Below are 20,154 nucleotides of genomic sequence, written 5' to 3'. Positions count from 1 at the left end.
TCAGGCGTCTCCCTTGGCCAGGTCGTCGAGTTTCATCTGCAGGGCGCCAACGGCGGCATCTTCCGGCAGGGCAGCCTTGGCCTTCTCGTAGGCGACACGGGCGTCATCATTGCGCTTGAGTTGCAGCAGCAGGTCGCCGCGCAGTTCTTCGCGAGTGGCTACATAGGCCTTGTCGACGTTGCCGTCGAGCAGCTTGAGGCCGTCTTCGGCCTTGCCCTGGGCAGCCAGGACACGAGCCAGGCGCTGACGCGCCAGCTCGCCAAGTGTAGCGTCGACCGGCTTGTCGACCACAGCCTTGAGTTCGAGAGCGGCGTCGTCCAGCTTGCCGTTGTCCACCGCGACCTTGGCGACGAACAGGCGGCCGTACTGGGCATACGGAGTACCGGGGTACTCGGTGGTCAGCTTGCCGGCCAGCTCGGCGACCTTGGCGGTGTCGGGCTTGCCGGCCGGGTTCAGCGCGGTTTCCAGCAGGGCCTGGTAAATGATGGAAGCGCCCTGGGACTGATTGGTCTGGTACTTTTTCCAGGCTTGCCAGCCGAACACCACGATCAACGCCAGAGCGGCGCCGGTCAGCAGGGGCATGCCGTTACGCTGCCACCAGTCCTTGATGTCAGCGATCTGTTCTTCTTCGGTACGGTTACTCACCCCAATACTCCTATCCGCTCGATTCAGGCCTGCTGGAGGCAGGCAGCCAGGTGCTCGGGCAGAGCATCCCAGGCGATATTCTGTTGTTCGCCCTCGCCACGCAGGGGCTTGAAACCTACCACGCGGTTGGCCAGTTCGTCGTCACCCAGAATCATTGCGAACTGTGCGCCGCTCTTGTCGGCCTTCTTGAACTGGCTCTTGAAGCTGCCGGCACCGGCGTTGACCAGCAGGCGCAGGCCCGGAATGGCCTCACGCAGCTTTTCGGCCAGGGTCAGCGCAGCCAGCTCTGCCGGCTCGCCGAAGGCGCAGACGTAGAGGTCGGCCGGGCGGTTGAGTTCGGACGGGACCACGCCCAGGGTTTCCAGCAGCAGCACCAGGCGCTCCACGCCCATGGCAAAGCCCACACCCGGCGTCGGCTTGCCGCCGAACTGGCTGACCAGGCCGTCGTAGCGGCCCCCGCCGCAAACGGTGCCCTGGGCGCCGAGCTTGTCGGTAACCCACTCGAAAGCGGTGCGGCAGTAGTAGTCGAGGCCACGCACGAGTTTCTGGTTGATTTCGTAGCGCAGGCCGACCGCGTCCAGGCGGGCCTTCAGGCCCTCGAAGTGGGCGATGGACTCTTCGTCCAGGTAATCGTGCAGGCTCGGTGCACCGACCAGCAGGGCCTGGGTGGCCTCCACCTTGCTGTCGAGGATACGCAGCGGGTTGGTGGTCATACGGCGCTGGCTGTCTTCGTCGAGCTGGTCGAAGCGCTCCTGCAGGTAGGCCACCAGGTCCTCGCGGAAACGCGCCCGAGCTTCGCTGGAGCCCAGGGTGTTCAGCTGCAGGGTCACGGCGTCGGCCATGCCCAGCTTCTGCCACAGGCGCCAGGTGAGGATGATCAGCTCGGCGTCGATGTCCGGGCCGGGCAGGTTGAAGACTTCCACGCCAATCTGGTGGAACTGGCGGTAGCGGCCCTTCTGCGGCTTCTCGTAGCGGAACATCGGGCCGGTGTACCAGAGTTTCTGTACCTGGCCGCCACCGGACAGACCGTGCTCCAGCACGGCGCGCACGCAACCGGCAGTACCTTCCGGACGCATGGTCAGGGATTCGCCGTTGCGGTCGAGGAAGGTGTACATCTCCTTGTCGACCACGTCGGTGCCTTCGCCGATGCCGCGGGCGAAGAGTTCGGTGAATTCCAGGATCGGCATGCGGATCTCGCTGTAGCCATAGGCGTCCAGCAGATCGGCAAAGGTGCGCTCCAGATAGCGCCAGGCCGGGGTCTGGTCCGGCAGGATGTCGTTCATGCCACGGATGGCTTGCAGGGACTTGCTCACTTAGGATCCTTGTTGCGGTCAGCCGCGCACGATGAGTGCGGCGTCGGCCTCGGCCTTCTCGGCCGCTTTTTCGCGGATCAGCCGTTCCAGCTCATCCACCAGGTTATCGTTCTGCAGCTTCTGCGCCGGCTTGCCGTCGATGTAGATCAGGTTCGGCGTACCACCGGTAAGGCCGATATGGGCCTCCTTGGCTTCGCCCGGGCCGTTGACCACGCAGCCGATCACGGCGACGTCCAGCGGGACCAGCAGGTCCTCCAGGCGGCCTTCCAGCTCGTTCATGGTCTTCACCACATCGAAGTTCTGCCGCGAGCAGCTCGGGCAGGCGATGAAGTTGATGCCACGGGAGCGCAGGCGCAGCGACTTGAGGATGTCGAAGCCGACCTTGATCTCTTCCACCGGGTCGGCAGCGAGGGAAATGCGGATGGTGTCGCCAATGCCTTCGGCGAGCAGCATGCCCAGGCCCACGGCCGACTTCACGGTACCCGAACGCAGGCCACCGGCTTCGGTGATGCCCAGGTGCAGGGGTTGCTCGATCTCTTTCGCCAGCAGGCGGTAGGCGGCGACGGCCATGAACACGTCGGAGGCCTTCACGCTGACCTTGAAGTTCTGGAAGTCCAGGCGATCGAGGTGATCGACATGGCGCAGGGCCGATTCCAGCAGTGCTTCGGGAGTCGGTTCGCCGTATTTCTTCTGCAGATCCTTTTCCAGCGAGCCAGCGTTGACGCCGATGCGGATCGGGATATTGCGTTCGCGGGCGGCATCGACCACGGCCTTGACCCGATCTTCGCGACCGATGTTGCCGGGGTTGATTCGCAGGCAGTCAACACCCAGTTCGGCCACGCGCAGGGCGATCTTGTAGTCGAAGTGGATATCGGCCACCAGCGGGACTTTCACCTGCTGCTTGATCTTGCCGAACGCCTCGGCGGCGTCCATGTCCGGCACGGAGACGCGGACGATGTCGGCGCCGGCGTCCTCCAGACGGCGGATCTGGGCCACGGTGGCCGCCACATCCAGGGTGTCGGTGTTGGTCATGCTCTGCACGGCAATGGGGGCATCCCCACCTACCGGCACGTTACCCACCCAGATTTTCCGGGACAGGCGACGTTTGATCGGAGACTCGCAATGCATCTTACTGTCCACCCAACTTCAGGCGAGCGGTACCACCGCGCGCTGGCGTGACTTCGACTGGCTGGCCGTTGTAGCTGACCTGTGCCCCCTGGGCAAAGCCAAGGCGCAGTTGGACCGGCGCCTTGGCGGCGACTTCGAGCGAATCACCCTTGCGCTTGAGGCCCTCGAGGATGACCTTGCCGTCGGCATCGGTCACCTGGGTCCAGCAATCGGCGATGAATTGAACCTTGACCACGCCCTGCCCGGCGGCCGCGACCACAGGAGCAGCCGGCGCCTCGGCCGGTGCAGCGGGGTTCGCCGGTACGGCGGGCTGCTGCGCAGCCGGCGGTTGTGCCAGGGCTGGAGCTGCCGGTGCGGGAGCCGGTACGGCTTCAGGAGCGGTGGGTACGCCCGGAGCGGCAGCGGCCGGCGGGGTACCTTCGGCCGGAGCCTCGGCATTGCCGCTGTCGCCAGCGGGTTCGGACGGAACCGGCGGAGTATTGGCCTGGTCCTCGGCGACGGCCTGGTCTTCCGGCTCGTCAAGGGTGTGAATTTCAGTGGTGCCGTCGGCGCTCTCGACCTCGACGTGCTCCATATTCAGGCTGCCGGTCTCGGCCGGACGCGCGGAGCGTTCCTGCCACCAGAAGTAACCGAAGCCGATCAGCACGGCCAACAGGGCCAGGCTGAACAGGCGCAACAGGTTGCGCGACAGGCGCACCGGCTCGACCACGCGGCCGAGCGCCTGGACGTTGCTGCCGCTGGCATCGGTGCCGGTGTACTGATCGAAGGCAGTGACCATCTGGGCCTGGTCCATGCCCAGCAGCTTGGCGTAGGCGCGGATATAGCCACGGGCGAAGGTGTGGCCCGGCAACTGGTCAAAGGAGCCCTGTTCCAGCTGGCGCAGCGCATTCTCGGTGAGATTCAGCTGACCGGCGACCTGAGCGGTACTCCAGCCCTTGTTCTCGCGCGCCTGGCGCAGGGTCTCGCCAGGATTGGCGCGGGTCGTGCCGATGACATCGGACTGCGACGTATTCATCATTTATCCGCCTGGTATGCCTGGTATTCAGGAGAAGCGGGATACAGGCGCTTGAGTTGCAGCCCGTAGCTGGCAGCGGTATCCCGGTCGTCGAAAATCTTCGCCAGTCGAATCCCCAGCAGCAGGCTGCGCGCGGTCTGCGGGCCCTGCTTGAGGTATTCCTCGTAGAAAGTCCGGGCCGGTACGTACTCGCGATCCTGGTAGTTCAGGTCAGCCAGCTCGATCAGCGCCCCCGGCTGATTGCGATTCAGGCGCACGGCCTTCTCGAAGTACTGCTTGGCCTGGACTCGGTCGTTGAGCTTGAGGCTGACGATGCCGAGATTCTCGAAGATGCGCGAGCGCTCGGAGTAAAGGCCGTCTTCGGTGGCCTTCATATAGGTGTCGTAGGCTTCCTTGTACCGCTTCTGCTCGAACAGGAAACTCGCGTAGTTGTTCAGGATACGGGCATCTCCCGAACGCGCGGACAACGCCTTGCGGTACTCGCTCTCGGCGAGCTTGGGTTCCATTTCGGTCTGGTAGACAACCGCCAGCGCAGCGTGGGCATCAGCGCTGGACGAGTCGATCTCCAGCGCCTGACGCAGCGGTATCTTGGCCTGCTCGGTATTGCCCATCTGCAGGTAACCGATGCCGAGCTGGATATAGGCGTCACGCGCCTCGTTCCGGCCCTTGTCGGTTTTCAGAGGATCCTGTTTACCAGTCGTCACGCAACCCGTCAGCACGGTTGCCAACAGCAAGAACAGCGCGGCGCGCAGGGTCATCGGAATCCTCCCTAGTTCAGTTTCGATTGGCGTTGGTCGGAGCCTGTTCGGCTTCCGCGGCCAACTGTCGTACGGCGATATAGCGTTCGCTGCGGCGGGTGCGGTCCATCACCTGGCCTACCAGCTGACCACAGGCGGCATCGATGTCGTCTCCGCGAGTGGTGCGAACCGTAACGTTGAAGCCGCTTTTGTGCAGCATGTCCTGAAAACGGCGGATGGCATTGTTGCTCGGCCGCTCGTAGCCGGAATGCGGGAACGGATTAAACGGAATCAGGTTGATCTTGCAAGGGAAATCCTTGAGCAATGCGATCAACTGCTCGGCATGCTCGGGCTGGTCGTTGACGCCGGCCAGCAGGGTGTACTCGATTGTCAGCACGCGCTCCTTGCCCAGGCGCGTGATGTAGCGGTAGCAGGAGTCGAGCAGCATCTCGAGCGGGTACTTCTTGTTGATCGGCACCAGCTTGTTGCGCAGTTCGTCGTTGGGCGCGTGCAGCGACAGGGCCAGGGACACGTCGGTCACCTCGGCGAGCTTGTCGATCATCGGCACCACGCCGGAGGTGGACAGAGTCACCTTGCGCTTGGAAATGCCGTAGCCGAGGTCCTCCATCATGATGCTCATGGCAGTCACGACGTTATCGAAGTTCAGCAGCGGCTCGCCCATGCCCATCATCACCACGTTGGTGATGGCACGGTCGATCTTGCCCGGGATGGTCCCGAACGATTGGTTGGCGATCCACACCTGGCCGATGATCTCGGCGGAGGTCAGGTCGCTGTTGAAGCCTTGCTTGCCGGTGGAGCAGAAGCTGCAGTCCAGCGCGCAACCGGCCTGGGACGACACGCACAAAGTGCCGCGGCCGCCCTGCGGGATGTACACGGTCTCGACGCAACTGCCCGAGGCCACGCGCACGACCCACTTGCGGGTACCGTCAGAGGAAATGTCCTGGCTGACGATCTCCGGCGGACGAATTTCGGCAACGGCCTTGAGCTTTTCGCGCAAGGCCTTGCCGACGTTCGTCATGGCGTCGAAATCGACGGCGCCAAAGTGGTGAATCCATTGCATCACCTGGCCGGCGCGGAAGCGCTTTTCACCGATGGACTCGAAGAATTCCTCGAGCTGGGGCTTGGTCATGCCCAGCAGGTTGGCCTTTACAGCGGTATCAGTCATGGATTCACCCTCGCTCATTCACTGACGGATCAGCGAATGCGCTCGCACACCTCGGTGCTGGAGAAGAAGTAAGCGATTTCGCGGGCAGCCGAAGCTTCCGAGTCGGAACCGTGTACGGCGTTCTCGTCGATGGAAACAGCGAAGTCGGCGCGGATGGTGCCGGCGTCGGCTTTCTTCGGATCGGTGGCGCCCATCAGCTCACGGTTGCGCAGGATGGCGTCTTCGCCTTCCAGAACCTGAACGACGACCGGGCCGGAGGTCATGAAGGAAACCAGGTCCTTGAAGAAGGGACGCTCTTTGTGCTCGGCGTAGAAACCGCCAGCTTCGCGCTCGGACAGCTGAACCATCTTCGAAGCGACAACGCGCAGACCGGCTTTCTCGAAGCGGGTCAGGATTTCGCCGATGACGTTCTTGGAAACGGCGTCGGGCTTGATGATGGAGAAGGTACGTTGCAGGGCCATGGAAATAACTCCGAAAAGCAAGGTTGGTAATGCCAAGAAGCCCCTGGCGTGGCCAGGAGCTCCTGCGATTCTAGGGTTTGCCGCGCGCCACGCCCGTTGGGCGGCAGCCGCGAAACCGGCCCGACTGCGACAAGGCCGGCGACTGGAAAATTCCCCTGGGGAAATTTTCAACAGCTCACCTAAAGATAAAACCCGCGAATTATACGCGGGTTCATGACAAATGGGTACGCGGCTCTGGTGAGCCGCCCCCTTAGTCGGCTTCGTCGATCCAGGCGGCCTGAATGGCCTCCAGGACCTTTTCCCCGCCGCGGGAAGGATCGTCGCTGAACTCCGGCAATGCCAGCACCCAGCGGTGCAGATCGACGAAATTCACGTAGCGCGGATCGACATCCGGCTTGGACTCGGCCAGCTGGATAGCGATTTCGAGCACATCAACCCATTTCAGACTCATGTGAACGCTCCGCCTCAGTGACCTTCGGACACCTGGTTGATGGTGTACTTCGGAATCTCCACCACCAGGTCCGTCTCGCCGACCACCGCCTGGCAGGACAGGCGCGAATCCGCTTCCAGACCCCAGGCCTTGTCCAGCATGTCGTCCTCCAGTTCGTCGGAGGCTTCCATCGAATTGAAGCCCTCGCGCACGATCACGTGGCAGGTGGTGCAGGCGCAGGACATCTCGCAGGCATGCTCGATCTCGATGCCATTACGCAGCGCTGCCTTCATGATGGTTTCGCCCGGCTGGGCTTCGATCACCGCGCCCTCGGGGCAGTGTTCGGCGTGGGGCAGAAAGACAATCTGCGGCATCTTCGCTTATTCCTCGATTTCGTTGAGCCGGCGACCGGCCAGTGCGGCTTTGACGGTGGCGTCCATACGGCGCGCAGCAAAGGCGTCGGTCAGCTGGGACAGACGCTTGATCTGTTGTTCGATGGCGACGGTATCGCTGCCGGTGGCCAGCTCGCGCAGCGAGTCCATGCCGGCATCGATGACCAGGCGCTCGTCGGCGTCCAGCAGGCGCTCGCCGTCAGCGTCCAGAGCCGACTGCACGGCCTCCAGCAGGCGCTGGGCCTCGACCTGCTGTTCACGCAGGGCGCGGGCAGCAAGGTCATCGCCGGCATACTGGAAGGAGTCCTGCAGCATGCGGGCGATTTCGCCATCGGTCAGGCCGTAGGAAGGCTTGACCTGAATGCTCGCCTCGACGCCCGAGGATAATTCGCGGGCGGAAACGCCCAGCAACCCGTCGGCGTCGACCTGGAAGCTGACGCGAATCTTCGCCGCGCCAGCCACCATCGGCGGAATGCCGCGCAGCTCGAAGCGCGCCAGAGACCGACAGTCCTTGACCAGCTCGCGCTCACCTTGCAGCACGTGGATCATCATGGCCGTCTGGCCATCCTTGTAGGTGGTGAATTCCTGGGCGCGGGCCACCGGAATGGTGGTATTGCGCGGGATCACCTTCTCCATCAGCCCGCCCATGGTTTCCAGGCCGAGCGACAGGGGAATCACGTCAAGCAGCAGCAACTCTTCGCCGCGCTTGTTGCCGGCCAGGGCATCAGCCTGGATGGCTGCGCCGATGGCGACAACCTGGTCCGGATCGATGTCGGTCAGCGGGTCGCGAGCGAACAGGTCGCCCACCAGTTCGCGTACACGAGGTACGCGGGTCGAGCCGCCCACCATGACGACGGCACTGACTTCTTCCAGCTCGACACCGGAATCACGAACTGCGCGACGGCAGGACTTGAGGCTGCGCTGGATCAGCGGATCGATCAGGGCCTCGAGCTGGGCGCGGGTCAGTTCACCAGACCAGCCGTCATAAGCAACGGCCACGCCGGCGCTGTCGGTCAGCGCTTCCTTGGCGGCGCAGGCAGTCTGCAGCAGGCGGCGCTGGGCACCCGGATCGAGGTCGGCCGAGAGACCGGCCTGCTCGATGATCCAACCGGCAATGGCATGGTCGAAGTCGTCGCCGCCCAGGGCGGTATCGCCGCCAGTGGCCAGGACCTCGAAGACGCCACGGGTCAGGCGCAGGATGGAAATATCGAAGGTACCGCCACCCAGGTCATAGATGGCGACCACGCCCTCGGCGTTCTTGTCGAGGCCGTAGGCGACCGCCGCGGCGGTCGGCTCGTTGAGCAGGCGCAATACATGCAGGCCAGCCAGACGCGCAGCATCCTTGGTGGCCTGACGCTGGGCGTCGTCGAAATAGGCGGGAACGGTGATCACCGCGCCGACCAGTTCGCCACCCAAGGTGGACTCGGCGCGTTGACGCAGGACGCGGAGGATCTCAGCCGAGACTTCCACCGGGCTCTTGGCACCCTGGACAGTCTCGATGAAGGGCATGTGCGATTCGCCCTGGGTGAAGCGGTACGGCAGTTGACCGCCCAGTTGCTTCACATCTTCCAGGCCGCGCCCCATGAAGCGCTTGACCGAGATGATGGAGTTCAATGGGTCCTGCGAGGCGTTGGCGCGAACGCTCTCACCCACCTCGATGCGATCGGCGAGATAGCGCACCGCAGACGGCAGGATCACTTCGCCGCGATCATCGGGCAAGGGTGCTGCGACGCCGCTGCGCACGGCAGCGACCAGGGAATTCGTGGTGCCCAGGTCAATCCCTACCGCCAGGCGACGCTGGTGTGGCTGGGGACTTTGTCCGGGCTCGGCGATCTGCAGTAGGGCCATGCGGTTTCTAATCAGGCTATCGGGCGCGGCGCGGGCCGCGCGGATTAATCGTCGAGTCGCTCTTCGAGCTGCCGCACTTCCTGCGCCAGCTTGTCGAGGAACTGCATGCGGCGAACCAGGCGCTCGGCCAACTCACGACGGGCGGCATCATCCCAGCAATCGGCGAAATCCTCTTCCAGACGCTGCTGGGCGGATTTCAGCTGACGCTTGAACTGTGCCACGCCATCGAGATCGGCGCTGTCCTGCAGATCCTCCAGATCCTCGCGCAACTGCATCTGCTGCAGCAGGAACTCCGGATCCTGCACAGTGGCTTCCAGCGGCAACGCATCGCCACGCAGGGCCAGCAGGTACAGAGCGCGACGCGGGACGCTCTTCAGCGTCTGGTAGGCATCGTTGAGCTCGGCGGCCTTGGACTGCGCCAGTCGTTGCTCGCGCTCGGAAGCATCGGCGAAGCGGTCCGGATGGACGGTTCGCACCAGCTCCCGATAGCGATTGCCGAGGGCTTCCAGATCGATCCGGAAGCCCGGCTGCAGGTCGAACAGCGCGAAGTGACAGGGACTACCCACACCCAGCCTCAGACGTTGAAGCTTTCGCCGCAGCCACACTCACCGCGCACGTTCGGGTTGTTGAACTTGAAGCCCTCGTTGAGGCCTTCCTTGGTGAAGTCCAACTCCGTGCCGTCGAGGTAGACCAGGCTTTTCGGGTCGATGATGACCTTCACGCCGTGGCTCTCGAACACCTCGTCCTCGGCTGCCAGTTCGTCGACGAACTCCAGCACGTAGGCAAGGCCCGAACAGCCGGTGGTACGCACGCCAAGACGAATGCCCTCGCCCTTGCCGCGCCCTTCGAGGGAGCGGCGAACGTGGTTGGCGGCGGCTTCGGTCATGCTGATGGCCATGGGAACTCCTTACTCAACGAATCGCTTCAGAGCAGACCTTTCTTCTGCTTGTAGTCGCGCACGGCCGCCTTGATGGCGTCCTCGGCGAGTACCGAGCAGTGGATCTTCACCGGCGGCAGGGCCAGTTCTTCGGCGATGGTGGTGTTCTTGATCGATTCGGCCTCGTCCAGGGTCTTGCCCTTCATCCACTCGGTGGCGAGGGAGCTGGAGGCAATGGCCGAACCGCAGCCGTAGGTCTTGAACTTGGCGTCTTCGATGACGCCCTGCTCGTTGACCTTGATCTGCAGGCGCATCACGTCGCCGCAAGCGGGAGCACCGACCATGCCGGTGCCGACATCCGGATCTTCGGCGTTGAGCTTGCCGACGTTGCGCGGGTTTTCGTAGTGGTCGATGACCTTGTCACTGTAAGCCATGGCTAATCCTCACTTCTATGGGGCGGGTCAGTGGGCCTGCCATTCGACCTTGGACAGGTCGACACCCTCTTTGAACATATCCCACAGCGGCGAGAGTTCACGCAGCTTGGAAACGGCTTCCACCACCTTCTTGGCGGCGTAATCGACCTCTTCTTCAGTGGTGAAGCGGCCGAAGCTGAAACGGATGGAGCTGTGCGCCAGCTCGTCATTGCGACCCAGGGCGCGGAGCACGTAGGACGGCTCCAGCGAGGCCGAGGTGCAGGCGGAACCGGACGAAACGGCCAGGTCCTTGAGCGACATCATCAGCGACTCGCCTTCGACGTAGTTGAAGCTGACGTTGAGGATGTTCGGCGCGTAGGAAACCGGGCTGCCATTGAGGTACAGCTCTTCCAGGTCCTGAACCTGATCGAAGAAGCGCTTGCGCAGGCCTTCGATGCGGGCCATTTCCTGGTGCATTTCTTCCTTGGCGATGCGGAAGGCTTCGCCCATGCCGACGATCTGGTGCGTCGCCAGGGTGCCCGAACGCATGCCGCGCTCGTGGCCGCCACCGTGCATCTGGGCTTCCAGACGTACACGCGGCTTGCGGCGCACGTACAGAGCGCCCATGCCTTTGGGGCCGTAGACCTTGTGGGCGGAGAAGGACATCAGATCGACCTTGAGTTTCTCCAGGTCGATGTCGACTTTACCGGCGGACTGGGCGGCATCGACGTGCAGCAGAATGCCACGCGCGCGGGTCAGCTCGCCGATGGCGGCGATGTCGTTGATGCTGCCGACTTCGTTGTTCACGTGCATGACCGAAACCAGGATGGTGTCGTCACGCAGGGCGGCCTCGACCATCGCCGGGGTGATGATGCCCTCGGGAGTCGGCTCCAGGTAGGTCACTTCGAAACCTTCGCGCTCCAGCTGGCGGCAGGTATCCAGGACCGCCTTGTGCTCGATCTTCGAGGTGATGATGTGCTTGCCCTTGGTCGCGTAGAAGTGCGCGACACCCTTGATGGCGAGGTTGTCGGACTCGGTGGCACCGGACGTCCAGACGATCTCGCGGGGGTCGGCATTGACCAGTTCGGCGACCTGGCGACGAGCATTCTCAGCCGCTTCCTCGGCCTTCCAGCCGAAGACGTGGGAGCGCGAGGCCGGGTTGCCGAAATTGCCGTCAACCAGCAGGCAGTCGGCCATTTTCTGAGCGACACGCGGATCCACCGGGGTGGTGGCGGAGTAGTCGAGGTAAATCGGCAATTTCATCAGGTAACTCCTACAGGCGGGCGTTCGCTCAATCGATGGCGGACGCTTCAATCTTGTCGAGGCGCAGCGACTTGCTGCCGGAGCAGCGACGCTCGTCCTGGCGCTGGGCGACCTCTTGAACTTCGCGGCGCTCGACCAGGTCGGCCAGGCTGATGCCGCTGAGAAACTCGTGAATCTGCTGACTGAGGTCGCACCACAGGTGGTGGGTCAGGCAGGTGTCGCCGGAGTGGCAGTCGCCCTGACCCTGACAGCGGGTGGCGTCGACCGACTCATTGACCGCATCGATCACCTGGGCGACGTGGATGCCGGTCATGTCGCGGGACAACTGGTAGCCGCCGCCCGGACCGCGCACGCTGACCACCAGGTTGCCACGGCGCAACTTGGCGAACAGCTGTTCCAGGTAGGACAGGGAGATACCCTGGCGTTCGGAGATATCGGCGAGAGAAACCGGGCCACGCTGGGCGTGCAACGCCAGGTCGAGCATGGCGGTGACGGCATAGCGGCCTTTGGTGGTCAATCGCATGGGGAAATCCGGAAGAATCGCTGGTATGGCGGGAGTATGCTCTTTTCCGACTATTTAAGTCAACTATAAGACCTATTACTTTAGTCGGATTTAGCCAGCGAACGGCGCCGTATTCTAACAGCAATACCGGCGCCGGCGCATCACTGCGCCGACTGGCTGCTCTCCTGGTCCTTGACCCCGGCAAAGTCCTCTTCCCGCAGGACCGGAAGATCCTTGGCACAGTAGTCACTGCCCAAGGCCGTCAGGGCCTTGCACATGCCCTCCAGACGCCCATCGACCGCCTGCAGGTGATCGAGCAACTGACCGATGGCGCGCGCTACCGGGTCGGGCATGTCCTGGCTGACGCCATAGGCATCGAACCCGAGCTTTTCTGCCATGGCCTGGCGCTTGGCCGCCTGATCCGCGTCATCCTTGACGATGATGCGACCCGGAATACCCACAACGGTCGCCCCAGGCGGTACCTCCTTGGTCACCACTGCATTGGAACCGACCTTGGCGCCAGCACCCACCGTGAAAGGACCGAGCACCTTGGCACCCGCCCCCACCACCACGCCATCGGCCAGGGTCGGATGGCGCTTGCCCTTGTTCCAACTGGTGCCACCCAGGGTCACACCCTGATAAATGGTCACGTCATCGCCAATTTCGGCGGTTTCGCCGATGACAATGCCCAGGCCGTGGTCAATGAAGAACCGGCGACCGATCTTCGCACCCGGATGGATCTCGATGCCGGTCATCCAGCGACCGAAGTTCGACACCATGCGCGCCAGCCACTTCCAGCCGGAAGTCCACAAGCCATGGGCCAGGCGATGCAGCCAGACGGCATGCAGCCCCGGGTAGCAGGTCAGCACCTCGAAGGCGTTGCGCGCCGCCGGGTCACGATGAAATACGCTCTGGATATCCTCGCGTACACGCTCAAACATCTTCATCACTCCGCTTGGAAAGCTCCCCGCGGGCAGCCTTCTGTGTCTCGGTGAGAATACCCCGCAGGATATTCATCTCCAGCTTGCTGACGCCGCTGCGGCCGTACAGGCGACGCAGGCGCGACATCAGGTGGCGCGGCTTCTGCGGATCGAGGAACTGGATATCCACCAGGGTCGATTCCAGGTGCGCATAGAAGCGCTCCAGCTCATCCGACGTTACCGGGACGCTGTTGAGCATCGCCGTCGACTCGACCTTCTCGTGCTTGGTCGGCTGACCTTCAGCAGCCAGCCACGCCATACGCACCTCGTAGACCAGCACCTGCACCGCCGTCGCCAGGTTCAGCGAGCTGAACTCGGGATTGGCCGGGATATGCACGTGGAACTGACATCGCTGCAGCTCTTCATTGGTCAGGCCGGCATATTCGCGGCCGAACACCAGCGCGACCTCACCACCCTGCTGGACGTGCTCCAGGCTGGTGGTGGCGCACTCGCGGGGATCCAGCAGCGGCCAGGGAATGCGACGATCGCGCGCGCTGGTGCCCAGTACCAGACTGCAACCCGCCAGGGCATCTTCCAGGGTAGGAACGACCACGGCCGCGTCGAGAATGTCATCGGCGCCGGATGCGCGGGCACGGGCTTCACCGCTGGGGAAATCCATCGGATCCACCAGCACGAGGCGCGACAGGCCCATGTTCTTCATCGCACGGGCCGTACCGCCGATATTGCCGGGATGGCTGGTGTTGACCAGCACCACGCGAATTTTGTCGAGCAACGCGCGACTCCACACATAAAGCGAAAAAGGGAGGGAATCCTACCGCAGCAGTGGGTCTTGCGCCACGCAGGCGACAGGTCGCTCTATGAACGTCAGCGCTTTCTGCTAGAATGTTCGGCTTTCTTTAACGACCCAGGTGACCTCTCCATGCAGCCTATGCTGAATATCGCCCTGCGCGCCGCTCGCAGCGCCGGTGAACTGATCTTCCGCTCCATCGAACGCCTGGATACCCTGTCGGTCAACGAGAAAGAAGCCAAGGACTACGTGACCGAAGTCGATCGCGCAGCCGAACTCTCCATCGTCACCGCCCTGCGCAAGGCCTACCCGAACCACGGGATCATGGGCGAAGAAGGCGGCATGCTCGAAGGCAGTGGCGAAGGCGCCGACTATCTGTGGATCATCGACCCACTGGACGGCACCACCAACTTCATTCACGGCGTTCCGCACTACGCCGTCAGCATCGCCTGCAAATACCGCGGTCGCCTTGAGCACGCCGTGGTCCTCGACCCGGTCCGCCAGGAAGAATTCACCGCCAGCCGTGGCCGTGGCGCCGCGCTGAACGGTCGTCGCCTGCGCGTCAGCAACCGCAAGAGCCTGGAAGGCGCCCTCCTCGGCACCGGCTTCCCGTTCCGCGACAGCCAGATGGACAACCTGGACGCCTACCTGGGCATGTTCCGCAGCCTGGTCGGCCAGACCGCCGGCATCCGCCGCGCCGGTGCCGCCAGCCTGGACCTGGCCTACGTCGCCGCCGGCCGCTACGACGCCTTCTGGGAATTCGGCCTGTCCGAGTGGGACATGGCAGCCGGCGCCCTGCTGATCCAGGAAGCAGGCGGCCTGGTGAGCGATTTCACCGGCGGTCACGAGTTCCTCGAGAAGGGCCAGATCGTCGCCGGCAACACCAAGTGCTTCAAGGCGCTGCTGACCAGCATCCAGCCGCACCTGCCGGCCTCGCTCAAGCGCTGAGCCTGAGTGACGCGAGAAAAAGCCCGGCAATGCCGGGCTTTTTTGTGCCTGCGAGAACGCACTTCCTGTAGGAGCGAGCTTGCTCGCGAAGCTGCTGCCCTTTCTTCTGCCGCCACGACGTGGGGCTGTTCGCGAGCAAGCTCGCTCCTACAAAGAGCTCCAAAAGAAAAGGCGCCCATTGGGCGCCTTTTTCGTTCCGCAGCCGGCGACAGCTTACTGCTGCCCCAGGACCAGCCGACCGCTCTTGTCGACCGGAATCTGCGAGCCCGGGTCACGATCCATGCGGACCTGACCAGCCTTGCCATCGAGCAGGTACTTCACGTCGTAGCCGACGACTTTCTCGCTGGTATCGTTAACGGTGCTGCAGCGGGTTTCGGTGGTGGTGTAGGTATCACGCTCCTGCATACCTTCCTGCACCTTGTTACCCGCGTAGCCGCCGCCGATGGCGCCCGCCACGGTAGCGATCTTCTTGCCGTTGCCACCGCCGATCTGGTTGCCGAGCAGGCCGCCAGCAATGGCACCGATGGCGGTACCGGCGATCTGATGCTGGTCCTTGACCGGGCGCTGATGGGTCACTGCCACGTCCTTGCAGACCTGGCGCGGATTCTTGATGGTTTCCTTGACCGGCTGAACGGCGAGCACCTCGGCGTATTGCGGCGCACGGTCCACCAGACTGTAGGTAGCCACGGCGCCACCGGCAGTCACGCCTACAGCGCCCAGCACGGTACCGATTAGCAACGACTTGTTCATAGGGTTCTCCTGGTCTTTCTTCTCATTCGGGCGTTGCCCTTTACCCTGCCTTGGAGCGGCGGTTTTGTAAGAAAGTTCCAACAAATCCGTGAGCCACTGCCCACAAACAAAAACTCCCGCCGAAGCGGGAGTTCTGTCGAAGGCGCGGAACGCTCTATTACGGGCGCTCGTCGACCTCCTTGCTCGGCGGAGGAATCAGGTCCTCACTGGACAGGTTCAGCCAGATCAGTACCACGTTGGCGATATAGATCGACGAGTAGGTACCCGCCATTACGCCGACGAACAGGGCGATGGAGAAACCGAACAGGTTGTCGCCGCCGAAGAACAGCAGGGCGGAGATAGCCAGCAGGGTCGATACCGAGGTGGCAATGGTCCGCAACAGGGTCTGGCTGGTCGAGATGTTGATGTTCTCGATCAGGCTGGCCTTGCGCAGCACGCGGAAGTTCTCGCGTACCCGGTCGAAGATCACGATGGTGTCGTTCAGCGAGTAGCCCACCACCGCCAGCACCGCAGCCAGCACGGTCAGGTCGAAGGTGATCTGGAAGAACGACAGCACGCCCATCACGATGATGGCGTCGTGGATCAGCGAGAGGATCGCCCCCAGGGCGAACTTCCACTGGAAGCGGAAGCCCACGTACAGGAGGATGCCGCCCAGCGCCAGGAGCATGCCAAGGCCGCCCTGGTCGCGCAGCTCTTCACCCACCTGCGGACCGACGTACTCGACGCCGTTGACCTTGGCCGGGTTGGAAGCGTCGGCCTTCTGCAGCGCAGTGGCGACCTTCTTGCCCAGTTCCGGGTCTTCGCTGGGCATGCGCACCAGCACGTCGCGGGTGTCACCGAAGCTCTGCACCACGGCTTCGCTGTAACCAGCAGCGACCAGTTGCTCACGCACCTTGGACAGGTCGGCAGGCTGCTCGTAGTTCAGCTTGATCGACGTACCGCCGGTGAAGTCCAGGCCGAAGTTGATGCCTTTGAAGACCCAGCTGCCGAGGGCGATCAGGGTCAGGATCAGGGTCGCGGCGAACGCAATGTTGCGCACGCCCATGAAGTTGATAGTACCGATCTTGATATTCATCTCTGGCCCCTTAGATCCACAGCTTCTTAACGTCGCGGCCGCCGTAGATCAGGTTCACCATTGCGCGGGTGACCAGAATGGCAGTGAACATCGAGGTGAGAATACCCAGGGACATGGTGACGGCGAAGCCCTTCACCGGGCCGGTGCCCATGGCGTAGAGGATGCCGCCGACCAGCAGCGAGGTCAGGTTGGCGTCGATGATCGCGGTGAAGGCACGGTTGAAGCCCTCGTGGATCGCCCGCTGCGTCGACATGCCCGCCGCCAGCTCCTCGCGTATCCGCGAGAAGATCAGCACGTTGGCGTCCACCGCCATGCCCATGGTCAGCACGATACCCGCGATACCCGGCAGGGTCAGGGTCGCACCGAGGATCGACATCAGCGCCACCAGCATGACCATGTTGAAGGCCAGGGCGACGGTGGCGATCACGCCGAAGAAGCGGTAGATGACGATGATGAACAGGGAAACGAAGACCATACCCCACAGGGAGGCGTCGATACCCTTGGCGATGTTGTCGGCACCCAGGCTCGGGCCGATGGTGCGTTCTTCAGCGAAGTACATCGGCGCAGCCAGGCCACCGGCACGCAGCAGCAGGGCCAGTTCCGAGGACTCGCCCGGAGCGTCCAGGCCAGTGATGCGGAACTGGTTACCCAGCGGCGACTGGATGGTCGCCAGGCTGATGATCTGCTTCTCTTCCTTGAACGCCTGTACGGCGACTTCCTGCTCGACGCCGTCGACGACCTGCTTGGTATAGCGGGTGATCGGCTTCTGCTCGATGAATACCACCGCCATGCTGCGGCCGACGTTGTTGCGGGTCGCGCGGTTCATCAGCTCGCCGCCGTGGCCATCCAGACGGATGTTCACCTGCGGACGGCCGTTCTCGTCGAAGCTGGCGCTGGCGTCGGTGACCTGGTCACCGGTGATGATCACGCCACGCTCCAGGGTCGCCGGCGGGCGACGCGGCTCGCGGAAATCGAAGGTTTCGGTGGAGGACTTGATCGCATCCGGCTCGGCGGCCAGGCGGAACTCAAGGTTCGCGGTCTTGCCGAGGATACGCTTGGCTTCGGCGGTGTCCTGCACGCCCGGCAGCTCGACGACGATGCGGTTGGCGCCCTGGCGCTGTACCAGCGGCTCGGATACGCCCAGCTCGTTCACACGGTTGCGGACGGTGGTGAGGTTCTGCTTGATCGAGTATTCGCGGATTTCGGCCAGCTTGGTGGCGGTCATGGCCAGGCGCAGGACCTGCATGCCATTGCGCTCGCTCTGGGCGGTTTCGAAATCGCGGAAATCCTTGGCGATGATCGACTTGGCCTTGTCCAGGTCGGCTTCTTCAGTGAAGCCCAGCTGGATGCCGCCGTCCTGTACCGGCAGGCTGCGGTAGCGCACGCGCTCTTTACGCAGGGCACTCTTGACCTCGTTCTCGTAGACCTTCATACGAGCGTCGACGGCCTTGTCCATGTCCACTTCCAGCAGGAAGTGCACACCACCGGACAGGTCCAGACCCAGCTTCATCGGGTGGGCGGCGATGTTGCGCAGCCAGTTCGGCGTGGTCTGGGCCAGGTTCAGGGCGACTACGTAGTCGTCACCCAGCGCACGGCGGACGATGTCCTTGGCCGGCAACTGGTCTTCCTGCTTGACCAGGCGGATCAGGCCGCTGTTCTTGCCCAGCGAGCCCGCCTTCACGGCGATACCGGCGTCGGCGAGCGCCTTGCTGGCCTTGTCCACGTCGGCCTGGGTGACCTGCAGCGCAGTGCTCGCGCCGCTGATCTGGACGGCCGGATCGTCAGGATAGAGGTTGGGTGCGGAATAGATGAAACCGACGGCCAGGACCGCCAGGATCAGCAGATACTTCCACAGGGGATACTTGTTGAGCATGACACCGCCCGTTATGACGCGGGGCGCATCTTGCGCCCCGTCGGTTGGGTTTCTAAGAGGTGGATCAGATCGCCTTCAGGGTGCCTTTCGGCAGGGTCGCGGCGATCGCGGCCTTCTGGAACTTCAGCTCGACGTTGTCGGAAACCTCGACGACGACGAAGTCATCGGCCACTTTGGTCACCTTGCCGGCGATACCGGCGGAAGTGACGACTTCATCGCCCTTCTGCAGGCCGGACAGCAGGTTCTTGTGCTCCTTGGAGCGCTTGGCCTGGGGACGCCAGATCATCAGGTAGAAGATGACCAGGAAACCGACCAGGAAAATCCACTCGAAGCCGGTACCGGCCGGGCCAGCAGCAGCGGCCGGGGCTGCGGCGTCAGCGTAGGCAGCGGGGATCAGAAAACTCATTGGAAACTCCTGTCTCAAAGCTTTTTCGATGAATAAGGTCAGTCCGCCAGCGGCGGCACGGGTAGGCCGCGCTTGGCGTAGAAGGCGTCGACAAAGTTCGCCAATGTACCCTGTTGGATTGCCTCGCGCAAACCAGCCATAAGCCGCTGATAATGCCGCAAGTTGTGGATGGTATTGAGCATGCTGCCGAGCATTTCGCCGCACTTGTCCAGGTGGTAGAGGTAGGCGCGGGAGAAGTGCTTGCAGGTGTAGCAATCGCAGGTCGGGTCCAACGGAGATTCGTCGTGCTTGTGCACCGCGTTGCGGATCTTGATCACCCCGGTGTCAACGAAAAGGTGGCCATTGCGCGCATTGCGGGTGGGCATGACGCAGTCGAACATGTCGACGCCCCGGCGCACACCTTCCACGAGGTCCTCGGGTTTGCCCACACCCATCAGGTAACGAGGTTTGTCAGCCGGCATGTGCTGGGGCAGGAAGTCCAGCACGCGGATCATCTCTTCCTTGGGCTCGCCCACCGACAGGCCACCGATAGCCAGGCCGTCGAAGCCGATTTCCTGCAGGCCCTCGAGCGAGCGCATGCGCAGTTCCTCGTGCATGCCGCCCTGGACGATACCGAACAGCGCCGACGGGCTGTCGCCGTGAGCAGCTTTCGAGCGCTTGGCCCAGCGCAGCGACAGCTCCATGGAGCGCTTGGCCACGTCGAACTCGGCCGGGTACGGGGTGCACTCGTCGAAGATCATCACGATGTCCGAGCCCAGTGCGCGCTGTACGGCCATGGACTCTTCCGGGCCCATGAAGACCTTGGCGCCGTCTACCGGCGAGGCGAAGTACACGCCCTCTTCCTTGATCTTGCGCAGCGCGCCCAGGCTGAACACCTGGAAGCCGCCGGAATCGGTGAGAATCGGGCCTTTCCACTGCATGAAGTCATGCAGGTCGCCGTGCTTCTGGATCACCTCGGTGCCCGGGCGCAGCCACAGGTGGAAGGTATTGCCGAGGATGATCTGCGCGCCGATGCCCTCGATGTCGTGCGGGAGCATGCCCTTCACGGTGCCGTAGGTGCCCACCGGCATGAAGGCCGGGGTTTCCACCACGCCACGGGGGAAGGTCAGGCGACCGCGACGGGCCTTGCCCTCAGTGGCCAGCAGTTCGAATTTCATGAAACTC

The 20,154-nt window shown here is 63.2% G+C and carries 23 protein-coding genes; 1 reads left to right on the top strand and 22 read right to left on the bottom strand.

Annotated features, from left to right (window positions below; genetic code table 11):
- From A6723_RS13940 to trmJ, 17 genes are all read right to left on the bottom strand, one after another.
- Positions 1 to 645, bottom strand: a complete 645-nt coding sequence (locus tag A6723_RS13940; RefSeq protein ID WP_082450529.1) for a tetratricopeptide repeat protein — start codon at positions 643 to 645, stop codon at positions 1 to 3.
- Between the two features lie 23 nt (positions 646 to 668).
- Complete coding sequence (gene hisS, locus A6723_RS13935) at positions 669 to 1,958, bottom strand: histidine--tRNA ligase (RefSeq protein ID WP_054907354.1); 1,290 nt, start codon at positions 1,956 to 1,958, stop codon at positions 669 to 671.
- Between the two features lie 18 nt (positions 1,959 to 1,976).
- Complete coding sequence (ispG, locus tag A6723_RS13930) at positions 1,977 to 3,086, bottom strand: flavodoxin-dependent (E)-4-hydroxy-3-methylbut-2-enyl-diphosphate synthase (RefSeq protein WP_054907353.1); 1,110 nt, start codon at positions 3,084 to 3,086, stop codon at positions 1,977 to 1,979.
- 1 nt (position 3,087) lies between these two features.
- Positions 3,088 to 4,104, bottom strand: a complete 1,017-nt coding sequence (locus A6723_RS13925; protein WP_054907352.1) for a RodZ family helix-turn-helix domain-containing protein — start codon at positions 4,102 to 4,104, stop codon at positions 3,088 to 3,090.
- Positions 4,101 to 4,859: a type IV pilus biogenesis/stability protein PilW gene (gene pilW, locus A6723_RS13920; RefSeq protein WP_054907351.1), complete on the bottom strand. Its 759-nt coding sequence runs from the start codon at positions 4,857 to 4,859 to the stop codon at positions 4,101 to 4,103. The genes A6723_RS13925 and pilW overlap by 4 nt, the downstream gene beginning before the upstream one ends.
- 16 nt (positions 4,860 to 4,875) lie before the next feature.
- Positions 4,876 to 6,024: a 23S rRNA (adenine(2503)-C(2))-methyltransferase RlmN gene (gene rlmN / locus A6723_RS13915; RefSeq protein ID WP_054907486.1), complete on the bottom strand. Its 1,149-nt coding sequence runs from the start codon at positions 6,022 to 6,024 to the stop codon at positions 4,876 to 4,878.
- A gap of 29 nt (positions 6,025 to 6,053) precedes the next feature.
- Positions 6,054 to 6,485, bottom strand: a complete 432-nt coding sequence (gene ndk / locus A6723_RS13910; protein WP_024762960.1) for a nucleoside-diphosphate kinase — start codon at positions 6,483 to 6,485, stop codon at positions 6,054 to 6,056.
- Positions 6,486 to 6,735: 250 nt separating this feature from the next.
- Complete coding sequence (iscX, locus tag A6723_RS13905) at positions 6,736 to 6,936, bottom strand: Fe-S cluster assembly protein IscX (RefSeq protein ID WP_024762959.1); 201 nt, start codon at positions 6,934 to 6,936, stop codon at positions 6,736 to 6,738.
- Between the two features lie 14 nt (positions 6,937 to 6,950).
- A complete protein-coding gene (gene fdx, locus A6723_RS13900) occupies positions 6,951 to 7,289 on the bottom strand; it encodes an ISC system 2Fe-2S type ferredoxin (protein ID WP_024762958.1) in 339 nt (112 codons plus the stop codon).
- 6 nt (positions 7,290 to 7,295) lie between these two features.
- Entirely contained in the window at positions 7,296 to 9,155 is a 1,860-nt protein-coding gene (gene hscA, locus A6723_RS13895; RefSeq protein WP_054907350.1) for a Fe-S protein assembly chaperone HscA, read from the bottom strand.
- A 44-nt stretch (positions 9,156 to 9,199) separates the two neighbouring features.
- The gene (hscB, locus tag A6723_RS13890) at positions 9,200 to 9,721 is read right to left on the bottom strand and encodes a co-chaperone HscB (RefSeq protein ID WP_054907349.1); all 522 of its coding nucleotides are present in this window, start codon (positions 9,719 to 9,721) and stop codon (positions 9,200 to 9,202) included.
- Positions 9,722 to 9,729: 8 nt separating this feature from the next.
- Positions 9,730 to 10,053 carry an iron-sulfur cluster assembly protein IscA gene (gene iscA, locus A6723_RS13885; protein WP_024762955.1) on the bottom strand — a complete coding sequence of 108 codons (324 nt, stop codon included), beginning with the start codon at positions 10,051 to 10,053 and terminating at the stop codon, positions 9,730 to 9,732.
- Between the two features lie 26 nt (positions 10,054 to 10,079).
- Complete coding sequence (gene iscU / locus A6723_RS13880) at positions 10,080 to 10,466, bottom strand: Fe-S cluster assembly scaffold IscU (protein WP_015478505.1); 387 nt, start codon at positions 10,464 to 10,466, stop codon at positions 10,080 to 10,082.
- Positions 10,467 to 10,493: 27 nt separating this feature from the next.
- Positions 10,494 to 11,708, bottom strand: coding sequence for an IscS subfamily cysteine desulfurase (locus tag A6723_RS13875; protein WP_054907348.1), 1,215 nt, complete (start codon positions 11,706 to 11,708; stop codon positions 10,494 to 10,496).
- Positions 11,709 to 11,736: 28 nt separating this feature from the next.
- A complete protein-coding gene (gene iscR, locus A6723_RS13870) occupies positions 11,737 to 12,231 on the bottom strand; it encodes a Fe-S cluster assembly transcriptional regulator IscR (protein ID WP_024762953.1) in 495 nt (164 codons plus the stop codon).
- A gap of 140 nt (positions 12,232 to 12,371) precedes the next feature.
- Positions 12,372 to 13,151, bottom strand: coding sequence for a serine O-acetyltransferase (gene cysE, locus A6723_RS13865; protein WP_054907347.1), 780 nt, complete (start codon positions 13,149 to 13,151; stop codon positions 12,372 to 12,374).
- A complete protein-coding gene (trmJ, locus tag A6723_RS13860; protein WP_045210545.1) occupies positions 13,144 to 13,923 on the bottom strand; it encodes a tRNA (cytosine(32)/uridine(32)-2'-O)-methyltransferase TrmJ in 780 nt (259 codons plus the stop codon). The genes cysE and trmJ overlap by 8 nt, the downstream gene beginning before the upstream one ends.
- 147 nt (positions 13,924 to 14,070) lie before the next feature.
- On the opposite strand from trmJ, the gene suhB reads away from it, so the two are divergent.
- Positions 14,071 to 14,886 carry an inositol-phosphate phosphatase gene (gene suhB / locus A6723_RS13855; protein ID WP_024762950.1) on the top strand — a complete coding sequence of 272 codons (816 nt, stop codon included), beginning with the start codon at positions 14,071 to 14,073 and terminating at the stop codon, positions 14,884 to 14,886.
- 213 nt (positions 14,887 to 15,099) lie between these two features.
- On the opposite strand, the gene A6723_RS13850 is transcribed toward suhB, so the two are convergent.
- From A6723_RS13850 to tgt, 5 genes are all read right to left on the bottom strand, one after another.
- A complete protein-coding gene (locus A6723_RS13850; protein WP_037010115.1) occupies positions 15,100 to 15,636 on the bottom strand; it encodes a glycine zipper 2TM domain-containing protein in 537 nt (178 codons plus the stop codon).
- A gap of 157 nt (positions 15,637 to 15,793) precedes the next feature.
- A complete protein-coding gene (gene secF / locus A6723_RS13845; RefSeq protein ID WP_054907346.1) occupies positions 15,794 to 16,711 on the bottom strand; it encodes a protein translocase subunit SecF in 918 nt (305 codons plus the stop codon).
- Positions 16,712 to 16,721: 10 nt separating this feature from the next.
- Positions 16,722 to 18,584 carry a protein translocase subunit SecD gene (gene secD / locus A6723_RS13840; RefSeq protein ID WP_024762948.1) on the bottom strand — a complete coding sequence of 621 codons (1,863 nt, stop codon included), beginning with the start codon at positions 18,582 to 18,584 and terminating at the stop codon, positions 16,722 to 16,724.
- A 64-nt stretch (positions 18,585 to 18,648) separates the two neighbouring features.
- A complete protein-coding gene (gene yajC, locus A6723_RS13835; RefSeq protein ID WP_024762947.1) occupies positions 18,649 to 18,990 on the bottom strand; it encodes a preprotein translocase subunit YajC in 342 nt (113 codons plus the stop codon).
- Between the two features lie 38 nt (positions 18,991 to 19,028).
- Entirely contained in the window at positions 19,029 to 20,147 is a 1,119-nt protein-coding gene (gene tgt, locus A6723_RS13830) for a tRNA guanosine(34) transglycosylase Tgt (protein ID WP_139092989.1), read from the bottom strand.
- Between the last annotated feature and the right edge of the window lie 7 nt (positions 20,148 to 20,154).

This window comes from Pseudomonas sp. AU11447 (assembly GCF_001672555.2).
In the GTDB taxonomy this organism is placed as follows: Bacteria; Pseudomonadota; Gammaproteobacteria; order Pseudomonadales; family Pseudomonadaceae; genus Pseudomonas; species Pseudomonas nitroreducens.
The sequence above is the reverse complement of the archived record's forward strand: the minus strand, read 5'-3'. Positions and strand labels throughout refer to the sequence as shown.

Coding starts and splice junctions, on each gene's coding strand:
- cysE (WP_054907347.1), bottom strand. CDS start 13,151: ATGTTTGAGCGTGTACGCGAGGATATCCAGAGCGTATTTCATCGTGAC.
- rlmN (WP_054907486.1), bottom strand. CDS start 6,024: ATGACTGATACCGCTGTAAAGGCCAACCTGCTGGGCATGACCAAGCCC.
- A6723_RS13925 (WP_054907352.1), bottom strand. CDS start 4,104: ATGATGAATACGTCGCAGTCCGATGTCATCGGCACGACCCGCGCCAAT.
- A6723_RS13850 (WP_037010115.1), bottom strand. CDS start 15,636: ATGAACAAGTCGTTGCTAATCGGTACCGTGCTGGGCGCTGTAGGCGTG.
- fdx (WP_024762958.1), bottom strand. CDS start 7,289: ATGCCGCAGATTGTCTTTCTGCCCCACGCCGAACACTGCCCCGAGGGC.
- iscU (WP_015478505.1), bottom strand. CDS start 10,466: ATGGCTTACAGTGACAAGGTCATCGACCACTACGAAAACCCGCGCAAC.
- pilW (WP_054907351.1), bottom strand. CDS start 4,859: ATGACCCTGCGCGCCGCGCTGTTCTTGCTGTTGGCAACCGTGCTGACG.
- iscR (WP_024762953.1), bottom strand. CDS start 12,231: ATGCGATTGACCACCAAAGGCCGCTATGCCGTCACCGCCATGCTCGAC.
- secD (WP_024762948.1), bottom strand. CDS start 18,584: ATGCTCAACAAGTATCCCCTGTGGAAGTATCTGCTGATCCTGGCGGTC.
- iscA (WP_024762955.1), bottom strand. CDS start 10,053: ATGGCCATCAGCATGACCGAAGCCGCCGCCAACCACGTTCGCCGCTCC.
- ndk (WP_024762960.1), bottom strand. CDS start 6,485: ATGGCCCTGCAACGTACCTTCTCCATCATCAAGCCCGACGCCGTTTCC.
- ispG (WP_054907353.1), bottom strand. CDS start 3,086: ATGCATTGCGAGTCTCCGATCAAACGTCGCCTGTCCCGGAAAATCTGG.
- A6723_RS13875 (WP_054907348.1), bottom strand. CDS start 11,708: ATGAAATTGCCGATTTACCTCGACTACTCCGCCACCACCCCGGTGGAT.
- suhB (WP_024762950.1), top strand. CDS start 14,071: ATGCAGCCTATGCTGAATATCGCCCTGCGCGCCGCTCGCAGCGCCGGT.
- tgt (WP_139092989.1), bottom strand. CDS start 20,147: ATGAAATTCGAACTGCTGGCCACTGAGGGCAAGGCCCGTCGCGGTCGC.
- iscX (WP_024762959.1), bottom strand. CDS start 6,936: ATGAGTCTGAAATGGGTTGATGTGCTCGAAATCGCTATCCAGCTGGCC.
- secF (WP_054907346.1), bottom strand. CDS start 16,711: ATGAATATCAAGATCGGTACTATCAACTTCATGGGCGTGCGCAACATT.
- hscA (WP_054907350.1), bottom strand. CDS start 9,155: ATGGCCCTACTGCAGATCGCCGAGCCCGGACAAAGTCCCCAGCCACAC.
- yajC (WP_024762947.1), bottom strand. CDS start 18,990: ATGAGTTTTCTGATCCCCGCTGCCTACGCTGACGCCGCAGCCCCGGCC.